The 19,003-nt window shown below is 34.3% G+C and carries 17 protein-coding genes and 2 pseudogenes; 7 read left to right on the top strand and 12 right to left on the bottom strand.

Annotation, left to right across the window (positions count from 1 at the left end; all coding sequences use genetic code 11):
• The 3 genes and pseudogenes from DPQ89_RS09370 to DPQ89_RS09360 all read right to left on the bottom strand — a co-directional run.
• Window positions 1-208 (bottom strand): annotated as a pseudogene (locus DPQ89_RS09370) (hypothetical protein); the annotation flags it as partial.
• Window positions 209-332: 124 nt separating this feature from the next.
• Window positions 333-773: a MepB family protein gene (locus DPQ89_RS09365; protein ID WP_127716681.1), complete on the bottom strand. Its 441-nt coding sequence runs from the start codon at window positions 771-773 to the stop codon at window positions 333-335.
• A 110-nt stretch (window positions 774-883) separates the two neighbouring features.
• The gene (locus DPQ89_RS09360; RefSeq protein ID WP_127716680.1) at window positions 884-1,357 is read right to left on the bottom strand and encodes a hypothetical protein; all 474 of its coding nucleotides are present in this window, start codon (window positions 1,355-1,357) and stop codon (window positions 884-886) included.
• 248 nt (window positions 1,358-1,605) lie between these two features.
• Between DPQ89_RS09360 and DPQ89_RS09355 the strand changes: the two genes are divergently transcribed.
• The 4 genes from DPQ89_RS09355 (at window position 1,606) to DPQ89_RS09340 (ending at window position 4,785) form a co-directional block, all read left to right on the top strand.
• Window positions 1,606-2,097: a hypothetical protein gene (locus tag DPQ89_RS09355; protein ID WP_127716679.1), complete on the top strand. Its 492-nt coding sequence runs from the start codon at window positions 1,606-1,608 to the stop codon at window positions 2,095-2,097.
• 256 nt (window positions 2,098-2,353) lie between these two features.
• Window positions 2,354-2,971 carry a hypothetical protein gene (locus tag DPQ89_RS09350; protein ID WP_127716678.1) on the top strand — a complete coding sequence of 206 codons (618 nt, stop codon included), beginning with the start codon at window positions 2,354-2,356 and terminating at the stop codon, window positions 2,969-2,971.
• Complete coding sequence (locus DPQ89_RS09345; protein WP_127716677.1) at window positions 2,972-3,811, top strand: MurR/RpiR family transcriptional regulator; 840 nt, start codon at window positions 2,972-2,974, stop codon at window positions 3,809-3,811.
• Between the two features lie 59 nt (window positions 3,812-3,870).
• Window positions 3,871-4,785 (top strand): glutaminase, encoded by a 915-nt coding sequence (locus DPQ89_RS09340; protein ID WP_127716676.1) that lies wholly within the window; start codon window positions 3,871-3,873, stop codon window positions 4,783-4,785.
• Here DPQ89_RS09340 and DPQ89_RS09335 read toward each other — a convergent pair.
• Window positions 4,782-5,579 (bottom strand): sulfite exporter TauE/SafE family protein, encoded by a 798-nt coding sequence (locus DPQ89_RS09335; protein ID WP_127716675.1) that lies wholly within the window; start codon window positions 5,577-5,579, stop codon window positions 4,782-4,784. The two genes, DPQ89_RS09340 and DPQ89_RS09335, sit on opposite strands and share 4 nt — an antisense overlap.
• 58 nt (window positions 5,580-5,637) lie before the next feature.
• On the opposite strand from DPQ89_RS09335, the gene DPQ89_RS09330 reads away from it, so the two are divergent.
• Window positions 5,638-5,841, top strand: coding sequence for a hypothetical protein (locus DPQ89_RS09330; RefSeq protein ID WP_127716674.1), 204 nt, complete (start codon window positions 5,638-5,640; stop codon window positions 5,839-5,841).
• Between the two features lie 148 nt (window positions 5,842-5,989).
• On the top strand, window positions 5,990-7,033 hold the full coding sequence (locus DPQ89_RS09325; protein ID WP_127716673.1) for a hypothetical protein: 1,044 nt from the start codon (window positions 5,990-5,992) through the stop codon (window positions 7,031-7,033).
• 3 nt (window positions 7,034-7,036) lie between these two features.
• On the opposite strand, the gene DPQ89_RS09320 is transcribed toward DPQ89_RS09325, so the two are convergent.
• The 6 genes from DPQ89_RS09320 to DPQ89_RS09295 form a co-directional block, all read right to left on the bottom strand.
• Window positions 7,037-7,708, bottom strand: a complete 672-nt coding sequence (locus DPQ89_RS09320) for an outer membrane beta-barrel protein (protein WP_127716672.1) — start codon at window positions 7,706-7,708, stop codon at window positions 7,037-7,039.
• A 17-nt stretch (window positions 7,709-7,725) separates the two neighbouring features.
• Window positions 7,726-8,778: an SO_0444 family Cu/Zn efflux transporter gene (locus tag DPQ89_RS09315; RefSeq protein WP_127716671.1), complete on the bottom strand. Its 1,053-nt coding sequence runs from the start codon at window positions 8,776-8,778 to the stop codon at window positions 7,726-7,728.
• Window positions 8,779-8,869: 91 nt separating this feature from the next.
• Entirely contained in the window at window positions 8,870-9,259 is a 390-nt protein-coding gene (locus DPQ89_RS09310) for a response regulator (RefSeq protein WP_164848334.1), read from the bottom strand.
• Entirely contained in the window at window positions 9,246-10,781 is a 1,536-nt protein-coding gene (locus DPQ89_RS09305; RefSeq protein WP_127716669.1) for a hybrid sensor histidine kinase/response regulator, read from the bottom strand. The genes DPQ89_RS09310 and DPQ89_RS09305 overlap by 14 nt, the downstream gene beginning before the upstream one ends.
• Before the next feature lie 7 nt (window positions 10,782-10,788).
• Window positions 10,789-11,256, bottom strand: a complete 468-nt coding sequence (locus DPQ89_RS09300) for a hypothetical protein (protein ID WP_127716668.1) — start codon at window positions 11,254-11,256, stop codon at window positions 10,789-10,791.
• The gene (locus DPQ89_RS09295) at window positions 11,256-13,811 is read right to left on the bottom strand and encodes a SpoIIE family protein phosphatase (RefSeq protein WP_127716667.1); all 2,556 of its coding nucleotides are present in this window, start codon (window positions 13,809-13,811) and stop codon (window positions 11,256-11,258) included. Before DPQ89_RS09295 ends, DPQ89_RS09300 begins: the two co-directional genes overlap by 1 nt.
• Window positions 13,812-13,948: 137 nt before the next feature.
• Between DPQ89_RS09295 and DPQ89_RS09290 the strand changes: the two genes are divergently transcribed.
• A complete protein-coding gene (locus tag DPQ89_RS09290; protein WP_127716666.1) occupies window positions 13,949-16,936 on the top strand; it encodes a FecR domain-containing protein in 2,988 nt (995 codons plus the stop codon).
• Here the strand turns inward: DPQ89_RS09290 and DPQ89_RS09285 are convergent.
• The gene (locus DPQ89_RS09285; RefSeq protein ID WP_127716665.1) at window positions 16,862-18,049 is read right to left on the bottom strand and encodes a hypothetical protein; all 1,188 of its coding nucleotides are present in this window, start codon (window positions 18,047-18,049) and stop codon (window positions 16,862-16,864) included. The two genes, DPQ89_RS09290 and DPQ89_RS09285, sit on opposite strands and share 75 nt — an antisense overlap.
• 44 nt (window positions 18,050-18,093) lie before the next feature.
• Window positions 18,094-19,003: pseudogene (locus tag DPQ89_RS09280) on the bottom strand (collagen-like protein); the annotation flags it as partial.

Genomic DNA, 19,003 nt, shown 5'->3' with positions numbered 1-19,003 from the left:
AAACAGTTTTGTCTCGAATGGGAATATCTTTAATATGAACATAGACCTGATCGTGAACTTTTGTCGATTTGGTTGCACACTTTGGACAAACCTCAAATTTAGAAAACTTATATGCATCAAATTGAATAATATGATTTGATAAATTTCGTTTGTTAGTAAATTTAAGTTCTGGAAGTGATAGAAATTTGTTAATCTGTGATTCAAGCATTGAGTATTCTCCTGTAAAATTGTTTTGTGGTAAAAAGAATTTTATCAGATTTGAATACTCGTGCTTATCTTGATCGTTTTGGTCTTGATTATATGCGTTCCACTGTTAACCGAGAAGACCCGTACTACTCATTTAGGTCTAGAGTAGCAGTACTTTTAAAGTACTCCATTTGCCATTGTTGGGTTTGTATTGCTTGTTTAGATGTAGGACTATCCCAGCTTGGATAAACTCTAAAGCCTCGCTTGCCCTCTCTAACCCCATCACTTATATAACCCATGTCCGCTAAGACTTCTTTTGAAAATAGAAAGTGGCCAACAAGATTATCCCTTACGCAAATAATGATAATATAATCAAATTTATCATCTAAATCTAGAGGACAGGTTTCTCCTTGATTATTTCTTTTCCATAAACTTACGAATTGTCCTATTTTCTTCGCAGTGGTCTTCGAATATCTTTGAATGATTGAGATATTATTAATTCGATAATCACAGCCTTTATAGTCACTTGCCTCGACATTTAAAACGAACGCATCAACACTATTCTCATTTACTTCTAGCAAGTTCATTATTAAATCATGGTCATAGGTTTAAGTACTATTTTAGTTACATGTCTTCTCGCTTTTACAACTTTTGGAATACATTTAAAGAAAAGACAGTTTAGGATAATCATTCTTTCTTATTTCTCAAAGAGAAATAACCCTCTAAGAGTCTTCTTCACCTTTTTATAGTTAAAGCTTCTAACAACTAAAACCCTATTCGAGAAACAATCTATACTTAAGCTAGTATCACCAGGAAATTCATTTGACTCAGTCTCAATGAGATAAGAAGAAGATGCCATCATGAAATCACCTAACGACGGGTAAGACTCCTTAGATTTCGTAATAGTAAACCGACTTCCTTTAGGAAAAACCTTCTTATGTAATGAATTACTTCTCAATGAAATATTACACATCGATGACCCATTTTCATCTAAACTAAGAACTCCAGGCCTTTTTACAGAAACAAGGTGCTTCTTATTAAAATATACTTCTTCACCTAAATAGCTAGACGACTTCATTTCAACATCTTTCAAAAGAGTAATCTCAGTACCCTCAAATGCCGCTATCGAATAGTTTAATATAAGAAACAAATTAACTATTATGATTTTCACAATGCCTCCAAATCTAAAAGAAAGAAATAAGTATCACATTGCAAGAAAAACTATATTAAAAATGTATTTTTTTCAATCAGTTACACTCTTTCTAACGAGGTAAAACTTGTAATCACAAGCTATCCATTACGATATTTTTATTCTTTTCTAAAAGCTAACTAGATCATTTTTCTATACCTTCTTTACATTTTTTAACCCGAAAGTTAGTACTTATTACAATATTTTTTAACAAACAAAGGTAATAAAACATGAAAATAGTTTCATTTCTTCTTTTCGCATTCTCATCGACTATACTTGCTAACACTAACTTCTCACTTGAGCCGCAAGTAGCAGCTTCTTGTAAAATAGAAAAATTTAAAACTATAAACTATATCGTAAACACGAAAAAAATTGAAACAACACAAGATCTTGAAATTAGCTTCACGACGTTCTATGGGAACTGCTTAGATGGTAAGTTTAATATTCGTCCAGTATCAAGAAACCTCGCCTTAAACATTTTCAAGGAAGGTATCAACACTCCTTGGAGCTATACTCCATCTCAAGAAGTTGAATACGTGAACGATACAATGGCCAGAGTCACATTAACAATTGATAAAGATATCGTCTTTTCGAAAAAAAATAAAAGAGAATATTCTATAGTTATCTACCCATCAAGTTCAAAAAGAAATAGCTTTAACTGGAAACTAAAACTAGATTATGATGAAAAGCTAGACATTACTAAGGTAAATATAATTAAGTAATTGGTCTCCAGATGATTTTAAGAGAGCTTAATTGGCTCTCTTAATCATTGACCCCCTCACCTTTACCTGCTTTGAAAAAACCACACCTAACTTCTAACGTTAGTTTTCAGTATACACTCCCCCTGTTCCAGAAATTAGCAACTTACAACGTCTTGTGAAAATCACAATTAATGTATTTTTCATACTTTACAGCTCCTTTCTGAAAAAATATTTTCATTACATCAAATAACTGATAACAAATATCCCAGGAGAACTAATGGAACACACACTAAACTTTGTAACAAACTTTGCTAGTACAAATACAGAAAGTCCTAAACATGACAGATTAAGATCTATTCACTTTGATCATTCTGGACATGTAGTAGCAACAAACTCTCACGTACTCTTTGCAACTAAAAATCCGTTTGAAATGAGCAGAGCAAATAAAACATTCCTAAGTGATAAAGCGAAAACAGGAGAACTCATTGAAGCAAGTATTGAATTCCCAGACTGGAAAAAAATCTTACCATTAAAAAGTGCACGTAAAGTGATACTTGAGATTCCGACTTGGTTTGCAAGCCTCGAAACTACCGAGGAAAAAGTGACAATGATTCTAGACTACACTGATTCGTCAAATGCATTCATTAAGATAGGTAATACAATTAATGAAACTTCTCTCGCGTTCAATGCAAAATACATGTCTAAATTTGCAGGAGAAAGACTAGCGATTCTTATCTCCAGCCCGGAACAACCGACAGTAATTCTTTCGAGCTCCTCAAAAATTGACCCACATTCACCAAAGCTTAGTGAAGATATACTGCACGAAGACTGGTTCTATCTACTAATGCCTATAAAGCTAGAAGAAAATAAAATAAATTCAAAGGTATACATCTAGATGAATATTCAAGAACGTATTAATAACTCTAACCTTCCTCAAAAGCAACTCAGGGTTATTCAGTCTATACTGAATGACCTCGAGTCAAATTCCTTTCTATCAGGACAAGAAATCTGCCACAAGTTTGATATCTCATTTTCCTCTTTAACTAGAATGGCCAAATCGCTAGACTTCAAAGGTTTCCCCCAGTTGAAAAAGGAAATTGAGTCTTTATACAAAGACGAAAGTTCACCCACAATACAAGCAGAAAATTTCTTAAAGAGAACAGATAAGAACTCAATCCTAGATGCAATACTTGATGATGAAGTTAATAATATTGCAAAGCTAAAAAGCTCATTGAAAGAAGATGACTTATTTAAAGTGGCCAAGAATATTTACTCATCTAAAAGAATTTTTATCATCGGTATAGGACAGTTAAAACCAATAATTAGAAAGCTTGCCAATAATTTAGAGCTTCTTGGAAAAGAAGTTATTGAACTTGATAATGTTGGATTCTCTAAAGAATTTGAACTTCATAATGCAACCTCAAGTGATTTAGTGATTCTAATATCTGTAAACAAAGAGCTTACTGAGAGCTTTGAATTCCTAAATACTCTCTTAACCAAAGAAATCACTTCTATTCTCTTAACAGATCGTAAATATGGACTTCTTCAAAAGAGTGCTGCAATCTCACTCTTTGCTCCCTCAAAAGGAAGTGGAATACTTAGCAATCTTTGTTCTTACCATATTTTGACTAATATTATAGAGTCCTACTTATTCTCACTTGATGAACATGTACATTTAAGAAAAATCAAGAATATAGAGAAGAGTTGGTCATCGCTTCCTATATTCTTACAATAAAGGAAAATAATGTTAACTCAGCCTTTCCTTTCATTTAGAAATAAAATATAAGTATATATATGAACTATGCAGAAATTCTTGAAAAAATTTATAACGAACTAGAACCAACCCTAGGTGAAGGCTCTGTTGCCAACTATATACCGGAGCTGGGAAAAGTAACGCCTGACCAACTTGGAATATCTGTCTGTACTAACGAAGGTGACGAATACACAATTGGTAATGCTGAAAGATTATTTTCAATACAAAGTATCTCAAAAGTTTTTTCTTTTGCTCTAGCTTACAAACTCGAAAAAGAAAATCTTTGGAAGCGATTAGGAAGAGAGCCTTCCGGAAATCGTTTTGATTCACTTGTTCTACTTGAGAATGAAAATGGGATTCCTAGAAATCCATTCATAAATGCAGGAGCACTTGTTGTAACTGATATACTTCTCCAACATTTCGACAATCCGCTCGATGAAGTATTAAGTTTTGTAAGGTCTATAAGCGGTAATCCAAACATTGTTATTAATAGAAATGTTCAAGAATCAGAAATATCGTGTGCTGACAGAAACTATGCCCTCGCTCACTTTATGAAGAGTTACAATAATATAAATTCAAATGTTGACCACCTTATAAAAACATATAGTGGTTTATGTGCCATAGAGATGACTACGGTAGACCTTGCTAGATCTTTTCGTCTATTTAGCACGAGTGGATGTAACCCGTGGACCCACGAAAGAGTGTTAACAACTAGTCAAAATAAACGTATTAATGCAGTTATGATGACTTGTGGATTATATAATGCTGTTGGGGATTTCGCCTATAGAGTTGGTATCCCTGCGAAGTCAGGAGTTGGCGGAGGCATTGTTGGAGTCATTCCAAATGAGATGTCAATTGCCGTTTGGTCACCAGCGCTAGATGAAACAGGTAACTCCCTTCTTGGGATCAAGGCCATGGAAATGTTCACAACTCTTTCCGAAAAATCAATTTACTAAGCTTCGAGATTTTTGAGAATCATCTTTACCGCTACCACCATTAAGAAAATAGCAAATCCCCTTTTCATTTGAGTCTGAGGCAATTTATTTGATATTTTAGCTCCTATTCTTGCAAAAAATGAGCTTGTTAAGATTACTCCGATGAAAGCAGGTAGATATATGTAACCAAGACTATATTCGGGTAAATTATCAACTTGTAATCCATTATAAATGTAGCTACACGTTCCGGCCAAAGCAATCGGAATCCCTACAGAAGCTGATATTCCAACAGCCTTTTTCATTTTATGTCCTCTCCATGTGAGAAAAGGAATACTAATAGTCCCTCCACCTATTCCAAGTATTGTTGATTTAAACCCAATAATAAACCCAACAATTCCATATAAAACAGAAGATGTATTTTTAAAGTCTCTGTCTACCTTCACATCTGCAAACATTTTCAAAGACACTAGTACCACATATATTGAAAATATAATCTCTAAGGTCTTAGCTGAGAGCTCTTTACTGACAAAGCTCCCCAAGAAGGCCCCAGTGACGATTGAAAGAACTAATTTCTTAACTACAGACCATTCGATATTCCTATTTAAATGATGTCCATACATAGAATTTGAAACTGTTACTAGTATAATAGAAAGAGAGGTCCCTATGGCCATGTGCATAGAGTGTTCGAGAGGAAAATTTAACAATTTAAAGCAATAAAGAAGAGTCGGAACAATTACAAGCCCTCCACCTATTCCAAAAATTCCAGAAAGAACTCCAGAGAATATTCCAAGCCCTAAATATATTAAAATTGTCATAGAACAAAAGTATCACAAAATATATACTTATAAAGGAAATAAATATAAGGAGACACATATGAGCAAGGAACTTGCACCTCACGATTTCACAGTAGAAGAATTTAAAGGTAATAAAATTTTTAAAATATATAAAGTTGATGATGAAGGTAATGAAGTCGAAAAATACGGAACAGTAGTTAGTTTTGGCATCTCAAAAGCTAAGTATATTTTAGAGCACGTAGAAGATATTAAAAAGTTTGTGGATACGTATTCAAACGACTAGAAATAAAACCAGACTAAAATAATCTTTTTCACTCAAAATTATTGAAGGATAAGAAGATTAACTCGACTAGAGATAAGGTAATTATTTTAGTATTTTTGCAAAGATAATTCTTTGTTAAAATGATAAGAAAATATATCAAAGGTCGCTAATGAAACTTTCCTTCTTAATTTTACCAGTCTTGGTATTTTCAGCTAATCAATCTCTGGCCAATATTTCTTCGGCCTCAATGTTCAAAGAAATGAGAGCTCTAAATCCTGCTGTTATTTCACAAAGACCTGCCGGAACTTTTGCAGCAATGATAAAGAAAGACCTTGTTGATAAGGAACAAGTGGTACCCAACGGAAGCTCAACATCTGAAATTGATATAACAAACCTTAGTCTTTTCTATGGAGGAAAGGGCGGCAAAGGAATTACTACTGAGCTTTCAGCAGAAATCGGAACAGGAACAAAAGATGATAATGTTAATCAAAGTGGAGCAGTACAGCAGGTATCAACGACTTCTGATTTAATGTTAGCTCAAGCTGCAGTGGGGTTTTTAAATAATTTTGGACTTAGTTTTCTTCGTGTCTCTAATGATATAACTCAAACAAATACAGACACTAACTCCACCCTAACTTCAATTACTGGTGGTATAAAATTTACAGCAGGATTAGACTTCGGCCTCTTCTATCAGTCTTCTAGCTTTACACAGGAAGGTACATCCCTAGGTCTACCCGTGAATAATAAATTTGATATGCCAAGATATGGAATCGGTATAGGTTACTCCAACAAAGTTTTTCACATAGAAGTTGGTTATGTAAAAGATGTAAACCAAATTAAAGAAGAACTTGGAGGAGGAAGTGGTGCTGGAGAAAATGTTGCAACTTATAATCCAGCAAAAATAGTTGGTACTATTGAATTTAAATTTAAAAAACTAACCCTAGGAGTAACATCAAGTTATTACATAGATGGATATTTCGATTTTACAAATCTTATCTTCAATACAATGGTGCTTTCGAGTAATAAGGAAAGTAGATTAGAAAATATTTTCAACTTCTCTTTTGGGGGTGATAAGGGTCACTCTTTCAGTGGCTCAGCCTCAATGTCTACAGTTGAAAGCACCGAGTCCCCTCCTACTCTTTTAAGTGGTACAAAGTACAAGACAACGACTAAGATTCTTGGAGCAGTACTCAGTTACTCATACGCTTTCTAAGCGCTAAGGAATAATATAACCCAGAGAAAGTCCAAAGCTAAAAAGTTCTGGAAAGTTGTCGTTAAATGCCGATTGAATAAAACGATATCTAGCAGCAAGCTGAATATTTGCTCGAGAGGTTATTTCATAGTGAATACCAGCACCAACGGAATAGGAAAAAGCAACTTTAGTCTCATTAGGATACTGTGTTTCACATACTTGCTTATCATAGTAAGGATCCCACCAACATCTGTTCACTTCCTGACCACTTGGAACTCCTGAGTTAATATGAGTTATCCCCATACTCCCCTCTACATAAGGAGTAAAAGTTGTTGGTAGAAGATTAAATCTAGAAGTGAACTCGACTGAGCTAAAGAGAAGATCAGAAATAAAACTATCTTCATTGGAGTTATCTAAAGTTACATTTGAGCGATAATTCACATTATGCATAGAAAAGAGCATTCCAAAGTATAGCCTCTTAGTTAAATTATAACCGCCCTCAATTATTCCACCAAATCCATTCTGGGCATTTAACTCTCCACCACTAGCGCCCTTCAATTTAAAGCTACTACTAGAGAGAAAACCAAAGTATATTTCGGACCTTCCTTCTCTTACAGATGGACCAAAAAGACTATTTACCTGCGCAAAACTTGGAAGACTAAAAAGTATAAAGGCAATACAGATAATACTTTTCATATTTTTCTCGATTCCTACTAATTAACTGACACTTTCTTTGTTAACAGAGGACTAACTTTAGTTCTAAAAATTCCTCTTAAGAGAAGTAATAAGAATATACCGGCAAAGAAATTATCCATCATTCCATAATGAATATGCTCATGCCCAGCAGCTGTAAGTTTAAAGTTTACGTTGATATCATAAAAGTTATAGAAGAAGTCTGTAAAATAACTCATACCTAAAGCAACAACAGCGATAGAGAAAATATTAATCCCTATTCCTTTTAAACCAATATACTTTTGCATCACCATTATATTAGATAGGTTCGTGGCAGGCCCCACAAGAAGAATTAATAATGCTGTACCAGGAGACATTCCTTTAAGAACCAAACTAGCCGCAATTGGAGTCGTTGCCGAGGCGCAAATATATAGAGGTATGCCAACTGCTAGAATTAAGGCCTTTTGTCCATTAACTCCCATTGTTGCAAAGAAGTCGGAAGGAACGAAAATATCTACAATTGATCCAACAACAATACCGAATAGAAGCCACAGAACCATATCGTCTAAAAGGTTATTAAAAGCATAAGAAACCATTACCTTAATTCTTTGCGTGAAAGTTAGTTTTTCAGGTTCCTTATTTTTCTTACTTCCACAACAACTCTTAACTTCTTCTATTTTTTCACCACCATCTTTATTAAAAATAAGCTGTAAAGCTCCTGCAAAGAAAGCTGAGAAAAATGCCGCAACAGGTCTTATCACAGTCATAAATGGATCCATTAATGCATATGTTACTGCTATAGAATCAACACCAGATTCTGGAGTTGCGATAAGAAAAGATGACGTAGCGCCGTTATTTACACCACTCTTTTTAAGCTGTGCAGCAGTAGGTATTACAGAGCAACTGCATAGAGGAAGAGGAATACCAAATAATGCCGCCTTAACAACACTTCCCATTCCATTTCCACCCAATAGCTTTTGAAGCATTTTTTCTGAAATAAAGGATTTGATAAAGCCTGCAATGAGTAAGCCAAAAATCAGATAAGGTGCTGATATAACAAGATACTTCCAAAAACTATTAACAAACTCCATCATTACGGCTCCATAAAATAATATAATTAAATGTAGCACTGAAAATTCGAAAACTTAAGAAAAAGCGCCCAATTTGTCTAATAACTGGGCCATTTTATTCTATAGACGAAGAAACTAAAATTCCATCTAGCTTTTCCATTAATCTCTGACGATTAAATGGCTTCACTAATATTTCTTTAATTCCTAGTTTCATTGCAATAAGAGTATCTTCTTTTGTGAGACAACCGGAAATGAGCAATATTTTTGTTTTTTGATGCTTTAAGGATTTTCTTAGATTTTCAACGAACTCGAGACCTGACTTATTAGGCATATTCTTATCGACTATAATTAAGTCGAACTCTTGATTATTTAATTTAAGCATACCTTCAATAGAATCTTTAGCAATTACAACATTTTTAATCTTAGGAGATAGATTTAGAAAAATTCTAATGATCTTACAAATCTTTTCTTCATCATCAATAACTAGGACATTATAAGTTTTCACTAGAATCTCCGGTGATTTTATAAATAGCATCTAAGACTGATTGTTTAGTAAAAGGCTTAAGCACAAGAGAAGAGATTTGAAGCTTATTTTTATCTTCATCAAATTTATGGCTAAAATCCTTCGATGTTAAATATACAATTGGTGTATCTATATGTCTTGAGCGAATCTCTGTTGCTAATTGCGTTGCATTTAATTCAGGCATATTGTAATCGGCGATAATTATATCGACAGCAACTTTATCTATAAGTTTCAAGGCCTCAGAAGGCTTACTAGAACCAATAACAGAGAAGTTTTCGTCCTTAAAAAGAGAGCTAAATAAGTTTAAAACACTAACTTCATTATCAATAACAAGAACCTTTAATTCAGAAGCTCCTTCTAAGTTAGAAATTTGTGACTCATTCTCTAGATAACTACTTAACTCAACACCAGGCAACTCTATAGTGAACGTACTACCTTTAGAACCATTTGAAATACACGTAAGTGTTCCTTGATGTGCTTCAATAATTTGACGTGAAAGCGAAAGTCCCATACCAGTTCCTTCCCCCATTTCTTTTGTTGTAAAGAATGGATTAAAAACTTGATCAATATTTTCGTCGCTAATACCATGTCCAAGATCTTTAACTCTTATAAAGACAGACTCTCCATCTTTAGACGTATCAAGCTCCACCGTAACTGATTTAGAACTACTATTTCTTGATGCATCTAAAGAATTCTTTAGTAAATTTACAAGAACCTGTTCAATTCCTAGTTCATTCACAAAACCAATTGTTCCAGGACTCAACTCCTTAAATTCAATTTCTATGTCTTCCTTATCAAAAGAAGGCTTTACTAAATCAATAGAAGAAGAAATAACTGAAGCCAAATTAAAGTATTCCTTTTTTTCATCATCCTGATAGACAAACTTCTTCATATTCAGAGTGATCTTATTAATTCGTAATAAAGAAGACTGTATATTTTCAATAGCTTCAGTGACCTCTTCCATATTTTCTTCAAGTAAACCACTTTCAAGGAAAATCTCTAATAGCTCAGTACTTCCTGATGCAATTGTTAAAGGATTACTAATTTCATGAGATATTCCCGCCGTTAACTCCCCTAGACTTTTCAATTTGTCTGCGTGAATAAGCTTCTTATAAGAATCTTTTAACTCAGCGACTTGAGTTTTGTATTTATTAAAAAGGTTTTTCTCTATAGACAAATCATTAATACAAATGAGAAGTTCATTTTCTAAAGGTATGAGCTTTAAAACAACATTTGCAATCTCATTTGAACCACTGAATCGGATCTCACCTTCTTTACTTACTATTGTTTTCTTAGATTCTAAACACTCTTTAATTTCAGATGAAATATCAATCTTTCCATCTAAGCTTGCAAACATGTCAGTTATATTTTCCATTTTACTAAGTTTTCGAGGAGGTAGTTTAGATAAAGTCGGCATCATATGATTAAAATGTAGGATACCTCCAACACTATCGACTACTATTACCGCTTCAAAAATCTGATCAATTAACGCATATTTATTCATCACAGTCTCATTTTATAAATTGGAAATATTGGGCTTCAATTGCATCAAATTCAAGCTCTGTATCTTCACAGTTTGTACACTTAACTGATGGAGCCTCTTGATTTGTGACATCAGTATACTTCAAATGAATTTTAAACTCCTGATCACACCCTTCACAGTAATAAGGAGCATAAAAAGAATCGACTCTCGCGCCTTCCCTAATAAAACCTTTTACCATATTTATTTGCTCGATAACTATTTGACGACAATTTATGTATGAGAAAGTTGTAGATGAATCAAGTTTCTCAATAAAGTTAACCCACTCTCTAATACCGCAAGAATTAATTAAGGTTACTTCATTAAAATCAAAAGTAACGGTAGTTCCTGTTATTTTCGAAATCTCGTCAAAGTTTGAGTCTTCATCAATTGGTCCCTTAAAAAGAACTATTACTGCTTCATTTTCGGTTTTAATATTAATTGATAATTTATCGCTCATTAAGAACCCTTTTGTTCAAAATAATGGAAAGAAGTTATTCTCTCCTTATATAGTTTAAATCTTTTATTTACGTCTATAATACATATCACTTCACTCGACACATCCTTTACAGTATTAAGGATGAATTGATTGGAGTAAGAGTAAGCTAAATACAAGCCTAAGCCTGCTCCGCCCTTCTTATCTTCGTGCTTCTTGGACTCAAAACTTCTAATCAAGCTTTTCACGAGAATATCTTTAGTCAGTTTACCTGTACTATCTTTAACTGAAATGGCCAAATAATTATCATCACACCCCAATTTAAAACTAATCATTTCATTATCTGTTAATTGTATATCTTCTGTTCTTTCACTGGTTGAACGTTGCTCAAAGACCTCCCCCTCTCCAGAATGATAAAGAGCATTGGTCAGCAATTCATTTGATATAATTTTCAGATAATCGACAGGACTTTGAAAACAATTTCTATATTCAAATTCTTCAATACATTTATTAACTGCCAAAAAGTCGGCCTTACTCTTGAAGACTATTTCTTCAATATTCTTATTATTTAAATAATTTTTTATTCCCTTAAAATTGTAGTACTGTTGAAAGTTATTTTGGAGTTCTAGATCTATTCTTTTAGCATTCCCCCCCACCAAATGATTCAATTCAGGCTTACAAAGGACATTTAAGACATTTTCTTCATCTGATAACGTTGATACATAGAACGTATTATCGCGGATCTCTGTAAGCTTATCCGTAACTATAAAGTCTGCATTTACGAGATCAGCGAGAAGCAGTCCGGAAATATTCTTGATGCTATTCACAAGCTCTTCATTTTCAAGGTCAACAGATATACTGGTCGGTCGAGATCCAAATTCAACGCTTAAAAAAGTTACATCATCATTGATCGGCTCTCCATCATAAAATGCCCATGCTTCATCAATAACACTCTTCTTAAAGAGGAAATTTGTTTTTGTAGAGTTATTAATTATTGATTTTAGAAATCTTCTTTGTCCGTATTCGGTCTTTTCTGAATTTGTTGATTCTAGAATACCATCAGTAAAAAGAATGAGTCTTTGACCATCTTTAAAGGCAATACTTAGATCTTCATATTCTCCTACTTCCTTATGCCCTAAGCGAGGTCCATTCGCATTTAACAGAGGGGCGAAGCTTTTCTTAGAAGGCTCATTGTCCCCATTAAATAAGAATGGAGGGTTATGAGAAGCATTTGAATAAAGTATGTATTGTTCCTTATAATCTATAACACAACAAAATGCTGTCATAAGGAGCTTTCCATCCAAACACTGGATAGACTTATTCATAAATTCGAGGATTTTTGAAGGAGACCCAATCAGCTCTTTATTTGTTTTTGAAATCTCTTTAATATTTTCGAGACAACAATGTGCTGTTGCAGTTAAAAGTGCAGCAGGAACACCATGGCCAGTAGCATCTGTAATCACAACAATTAATTTGTCTTCAAACTCAATATAACCCCACCAATCACCACCACATTCTGCAGCAGGAGTATAAAAAGAAGATATATTTGCTTTTTCTAATTCGATCCTATCTTCAGGAAAGTAAGTCGATTGAACATATTTAGCAGTTTTAACCTCGGCCTCGAGCCTGGCTTTTTCTTCCATTTGCTTCATGTAGCGAAGAATTTCCTTACTCATAAAGTTAAATGACTCTCCAAGGGATCCTATCTCATCTCTAGATGTTACAGCTACAGACTCTCCAAAATCACCGTTAGAAAATTTCTGAGTAAGCTTATATAAAGATTCCAAAGGAGAGGTCAACGAACGAGAAAAGAGTAGAGCAATAAGTCCTGCTAATGATAATATTACAACACCAAATACTTTAGACTTATTTATTAAGTATGTATTAACTTTGTATGCAAATTCTTTCTTAATCTTTGATACGAAAATAAAGTTTCTGTTCGCTTCAATCTTATAGGCCAAAATATATTTTTCATGCCCTTCAACTTCAAAGACAGCACTACTTACTTTATTTTGTAGAATTTCCTTTGAAAATAGTGATTCATGATCTGATTGACTAGACCAGAACTCATTTCCATCTAAGTCTAGAATATAGGAATTATAGAGAGGAAATTGAGAAGAGATTTTTAAAAATGCAGACAGAGATATATTAGCAATTACTCTCGTTTCATTATAATTGACTCTAATTCGAAGATACTGAATTTGCTGATCTTTTATCACTTCTATATCTTTTGAATTTACATAGCTCGAATTTATCTCTTTAAATTCATCAAGTGATATATTTTCTTTTTCTATATAAGCGACGCTATAAAACTTGTCATCACGCCCCGAAGAATCAGATATTTCAATCGAATAAAACCCTTTAAAGCTATTTAAAAAATCCTTTACTTTATCTCTTTGTAAAACACTTAGCAGCTTTAGCCTTTCTGTATTTCTATCTAATTCATTAACAATTTGAGATGAAAATGATTCATTGGTAGATTTATTTGTTCCATATATATAAGCAGACTTATCTTTTTGAAATAAATCCATCGCAAAAAGAGCATACACAGCAATTGATCCACCAATCAAAATGGCCATTATTAGAATCAATTTTAATTTTAGCGGAAAAACTACCCTTCTACTCAAATCACTGCCTCTCAATTAATATATTCATATAGATTATCTCTCTAAGTCCTGAAAAATTAAAGGAGGGAAAAACCTCCTTAAGAGAAAATATGAATACAAATCGGCTAGATTTCATTCTTTTCCCCCTTCTTCTTTGCATCTTTCTTGCGAGTCTATACTCTTTACTTTCTGATCAGATAGTAACTAACTCACTAAAAGCCGACTCTATAGCTCAAGTTATCCAGATGAATAATACGGTAAAGACCAAGAAATCTTTTAATTATCATTGGATAAATACTCGCTCAGGAGAGGCGCTCAATGAGAATGATCAAATATTTACATATAATAACTCCAGCGCTGAGATTAAGCTCAAGTCAGGGGCCAAGATTCATGTAACACCAAACTCTCTTATTTCATTGAAGTCTCAAGGTGAGCAAACAGGAATAAATATTGAAAATGGATTAATCCTGGCAGATCTAAGTAATACCAATGAGAAGATTAAAGTGGACTTAGGAGGCGAAGAAGTTGAACTAAGCTCAAAAGACGCACAACTACAAATTACGAAGCAAGACGGGAAGTCGAAAATTGAGATTATTAAAGGGGAAGTAATCCTTAAGGATAAGGGAAATGCAATTTCCTTAAAGCAAGGACAGCTTCTTAGCAAGAAAAATGGAAAACTAAATATAGACGAGTCTCCAATTAATCTTTTATTTCCTATTAATGGTTCCATTCTAAGAGAACAAGAACGAATATCTTTTGATTGGAAGTCTAGTTCAAATAAAACTGAAGAGAGAGTCTTCATCTCTAAGTATTCAAATTTTAAGAAATATAAGATCACAAAAAATAACACAAAGCTAAGACCGGGAGTTTATTACTGGAAAGTTTCTTCAAAGGAAAAAGAAAGTGGACTAAGAATGTTTCGTGTCTTACCAGAAACCACGACTTATCTAGAGAAGCCTCAAGCAGAAGAGATTTTAATATTAAACAATGAATCAAAAGTAGTTCATTTTAATTGGAAAGATGAACACTTCAATAGCTTCGATTTTGAGTTAACTGGCCCTGAGATCGTCGAAAAGAAAAATCTTAATTCTAACTTTACAAGCCTCTCTCTTTCAACAGCAGGATCATATAAGTGGAGAATCAGACCAACGAGTCAAGCTTGGAGTGAATATAGAGATTTTGATTTATCGGAGCCATTTCTCCCAAGTGCACCTATTCCTTCTACCCCTAAGAACAATGAAATAATAACTCTTTTTGGGGAAACTAAATCATCATTTAGATGGACTGGTGAACGAGCTGCAAATTATCATGTACAGATATCAAAAGATATAGATTTTAAAACACTTGTATCTGAACAAAAAATTTCAAGCAACGTTCTCCTATGGGCACCAAAGTCTACTGGTACATATCACTACAGAGTAAGACAACTAGATTCACTATCTAGAGAAACAGCCTTTTCGAAAACTATAACATTTAAAGTTGATCTTATTGATAACTCAAACTTTATTCCAAAAGCAGGTACTAAAATAGTTCTTTCTAAACCTAAAGAAAAAGTCACATTTAAATGGAAAGAATCTAGTAAGTTTAATAATGAAAGACCAAAGTACTTTCTAGAAGTTTCCAAAACAAGTGACTTTAATGAAGTCATTATTACGAAGGAAACATTCTCTAATAACTCCAGTGTTACTTTCCCTACAATTGGAGACTACTTCTGGAGAACAAAGGTAATCTACCCAAATCAAAAAGAAACTTTTAGCTCTCCTCAAAAAGTTATTATAACACCTACACCTGCGCCATCAAGACCAGTTATTGAAGATCTTAATATTGAAATTAAAGTAAATAGTATTTTAAAAAAAGCAAAAGATTTTATACTTAACTTAATAAATATACTCATTCCATCTGCCTCTGCGAGTGAGCTAAACACATCTGCAAGAATAACTTGGAAAGATGTAGAAAATTCCAAAAACTATATATTAGAAATATATAAGGATAAGAACTTAAACGAATTAATACTCTCCGTAACGTTAGACAGTAATTCCTATACTCTCAACTCTGTAAGAGAAGGTACATATTTTTGGAGAATTGCAACAATAGACCACTGGGATAGGCAAAGTGAATTTTCAAACTTATCAAAAATAGTTTTCTCGCTTCCAAGGATATATAAAGAAGTTCCCAGTACAAAGCTTCTACTTCCAAAAAATCATGCTCTTTTCAAAGGAAAAAGAAGTTCTATTCGTTTTAAATGGAAAGCTCATCAAGGCCCTCTAAAGTACTCTCTACTAATTTCTAAGAATAAAAATTTTAGTAAACTATATGTAAAAAGAACAATTGAAACAAATAAGTACAATATCCGTTTATCACAGGGACAATATTACTGGAAAATAGTTGCTAAGAATCAGTTTGGTTATGAAAGTGAAAGTACGGTAAGAAAGTTTTTAATTAAAGAAGAAAAGGTAATAAAAAAATCCACTAAAACTAAGAGAGAAAAACAAGAAAAGAAAAGAAAAAGAAGACAAACTTCGCTTCTATCTAGTTCTAATTTCTTTTTTCAATATGAAGTACTTTCATCCAGTTTTGAACAATCTTATTCAACCTACTCTATTAATGCTGATGGCATTGTGTTTTCATCTTTCAAACTTGGAAATTTTCATATCTTTAATCAAAAAAGCTCCATTGAAACAACTCTTAGAAGATTTTCAGGTCAAGTATATAATGACCTTTCCTATGGCGTCTTATCTTTTCAATCTATTTATGGACGCTTCTTTTTCGATCAGCGCTTAAAGCTGTCCATAGGAGCTTCAATTAACTCGTATACTTCGTATTTGAGATCATCGGGAAATATTCAAGAAGAAAAGAACTCTTCTTTAGGTATCCCTCTTGCAGTTAAGCTTAGGTATAATTTATTCTCAATGAAAAATGAAACAACAGGACTATACTCTTTAGGAGACCTGTCTCATATGGAGATTGATCAGAGAGTCTATTTCAAAAATAGTTTTTCTATTGGACTTGGTTACGAGTCATATTCAGCTAAAAAAGATTCTTCTGAAATTAAAATGACCAATGTAAAGACATCCATACGATATCAAATAAATTATTAGAAAAATTGAAATGCTAGATAGAATAGCTCTTTTTATCTCTATCTTTTCTTTAAAAGGTATAGTTCCACACTTGATATCTGAATTATAATTTTGGAATAAGTCAGAAGCTATAACCTTATTAACCGAAGCTGGGTTTGTAGTTCCTGTTCCAGTTATAATACCATCGGCGTCATCTAATCTGATTCTCCCACTTCCACCATTTCCACCGTCATTATCATTAGCTGCAAATGTTCCATCCCCACCAGCTCCACCTGTAGCTGTTATAGATCCATTATTTTTAATATCACCTTTGGCCTGTAAGAAGATTGCTCCACCAGCGCCGCCACCTCCGCCGCCACTAACATTTCCACTACCATCACCACCTGCTCCACCATTTGAAGAAATAGTTCTTCCAACTTCTATGACAATATCTCCACCAGCAACAATTCTCAAAGCGCCACCGCCACCGCCACCAGCACCACTTGAATGGAGTGTTCCGCTATTATCACCACTTCCGCCTGCACCACCCCCGGCTCCACCAGTAAGTAAAGATTCAAAATTATTTTCCGGAGCATAACTACTTGTGCCTGCAGCTCCACCACTTACAGGTGCGGCCAAATCATCTTGCGAATCTGAACCTGCAGTAGGTAGAGTTGCTTCACCAAATCGTGCACCTCCTCCTCCACCGCCTCCAGCATCACCACCGATCGACCCCACTCCATTGGAGCCTCCTTGTCCTTTACCGTTATATCCTCCATCAGAACCAGCGTCCCCCGCAGAACCACCACATGATGCAGTTGTAAGACATCCACCTCCATCGTAACCGCCAGGTCCAGCAGTACCTCCTGTACTCGTCCCACCATTTGCACCATTTGCACCGGCAGATCCATTTAATGAAATTGAACCACTGCCTGAAATTGTGACATTACTTTGTACAAAGATTTTTAATGGTGCTGATCCAATAACGGTAACGGCGGAATTAATTGAAAGGGATGTGCAATTATAAGTATCTTTCGTAGATGTATTTAAGGTGCCTGAAAAAACACAAGCACCATCACTTCCATTTCCTGTACTAATAGCTAAGGCCTTAAAGGAAAGTAATATAATTAAAAATGTGATCAATTTGTTAATCATATTACTATTATAGTAGACCTAACTATAAAGTCTATAAGTGTATTTTATTTTACTTTTTCAATTTTAACTTGAGTATAAACTTCATCCTCACCAAACGAAGATGCGACTCCAAATCCAATAATACTTCTTGTAGTTGAACATCTATGTTGAACTTCAAAAGTACTTGCTTCAGTAATAGTGATCTCTCCCATAATTCTAGAGTAAGAAACACTTCCGTAAAGAGTATGTGATCTTTCAGAAGTTCCTGCTATGGCAGTTGTTCCAGATGTTATATTAACAAATTTTGCATTGTGAATATTTTCTAAATATCCTGGCGCGCTGGCATCAATTCTATAAGTACCAGGAGCTAAGAAAATTTGGTTATTATTTATTGAAATAAAAGTAGAATCACCCGAAAGATTATTTAAATCTCTTTTCACATACGATCCAGCAGTACAGTCTCCACCATGTGTTCCGCTTGGCTTAAGATCTTTAACATAAGCTACTTTAGTGGAAACTTCGATATCAGGTAGTAATGAAGCAGGAATTCTTCCATTAGCACCAACCTGTACTACTTGCCCAGCAGCTGTTCCCACATCAACACTTATTTCACCTACTCCATTAACGATTTCACCTTTAATTCCAACACCAGCTGTTAATGAAACATTAGCATCTTTACCATCTTCACCTTTTGGCCCCTGTGGACCTACTTCACCATCGGCACCATTTAACCCAGGAAGGCCTTGTGGACCTTGCGCTCCTGTGTCGCCCTTTTCACCCTTGGCTCCAGCAACACCAGCAATACCTTGTAGACCTTGCGGACCTGTATCACCTTTTTCACCCTTGGCCCCAGCAACACCAGCTATACCTTGTGGACCTTGCGGACCTGTATCACCTTTTTCACCCTTGGCCCCAGCAACACCAGCTATACCTTGTGGACCTTGCGGACCTGTATCACCTTTTTCACCCTTGGCG

Source organism: Halobacteriovorax sp. HLS, assembly GCF_004006665.1.
Lineage (GTDB): Bacteria > Bdellovibrionota > Bacteriovoracia > Bacteriovoracales > Bacteriovoracaceae > Halobacteriovorax.
Note: the sequence above shows the minus strand (reverse complement) of the source record. Positions and strands in the feature narration are given on the sequence as shown.

Excerpts from the sequence above, each read along its gene's own strand:
- DPQ89_RS09300 (WP_127716668.1), bottom strand. The coding sequence starts at position 11,256 with ATGAGCGATAAATTATCAATTAATATTAAAACCGAAAATGAAGCAGTA.
- DPQ89_RS09315 (WP_127716671.1), bottom strand. The coding sequence starts at position 8,778 with ATGATGGAGTTTGTTAATAGTTTTTGGAAGTATCTTGTTATATCAGCA.
- DPQ89_RS09345 (WP_127716677.1), top strand. The coding sequence starts at position 2,972 with ATGAATATTCAAGAACGTATTAATAACTCTAACCTTCCTCAAAAGCAA.
- DPQ89_RS09355 (WP_127716679.1), top strand. The coding sequence starts at position 1,606 with ATGAAAATAGTTTCATTTCTTCTTTTCGCATTCTCATCGACTATACTT.
- DPQ89_RS09330 (WP_127716674.1), top strand. The coding sequence starts at position 5,638 with ATGAGCAAGGAACTTGCACCTCACGATTTCACAGTAGAAGAATTTAAA.
- DPQ89_RS09295 (WP_127716667.1), bottom strand. The coding sequence starts at position 13,811 with ATGGCCATTTTGATTGGTGGATCAATTGCTGTGTATGCTCTTTTTGCG.
- DPQ89_RS09290 (WP_127716666.1), top strand. The coding sequence starts at position 13,949 with ATGAATACAAATCGGCTAGATTTCATTCTTTTCCCCCTTCTTCTTTGC.
- DPQ89_RS09365 (WP_127716681.1), bottom strand. The coding sequence starts at position 773 with ATGAACTTGCTAGAAGTAAATGAGAATAGTGTTGATGCGTTCGTTTTA.
- DPQ89_RS09305 (WP_127716669.1), bottom strand. The coding sequence starts at position 10,781 with ATGAATAAATATGCGTTAATTGATCAGATTTTTGAAGCGGTAATAGTA.
- DPQ89_RS09350 (WP_127716678.1), top strand. The coding sequence starts at position 2,354 with ATGGAACACACACTAAACTTTGTAACAAACTTTGCTAGTACAAATACA.
- DPQ89_RS09285 (WP_127716665.1), bottom strand. The coding sequence starts at position 18,049 with ATGATTAACAAATTGATCACATTTTTAATTATATTACTTTCCTTTAAG.
- DPQ89_RS09325 (WP_127716673.1), top strand. The coding sequence starts at position 5,990 with ATGAAACTTTCCTTCTTAATTTTACCAGTCTTGGTATTTTCAGCTAAT.
- DPQ89_RS09340 (WP_127716676.1), top strand. The coding sequence starts at position 3,871 with ATGAACTATGCAGAAATTCTTGAAAAAATTTATAACGAACTAGAACCA.
- DPQ89_RS09320 (WP_127716672.1), bottom strand. The coding sequence starts at position 7,708 with ATGAAAAGTATTATCTGTATTGCCTTTATACTTTTTAGTCTTCCAAGT.
- DPQ89_RS09335 (WP_127716675.1), bottom strand. The coding sequence starts at position 5,579 with ATGACAATTTTAATATATTTAGGGCTTGGAATATTCTCTGGAGTTCTT.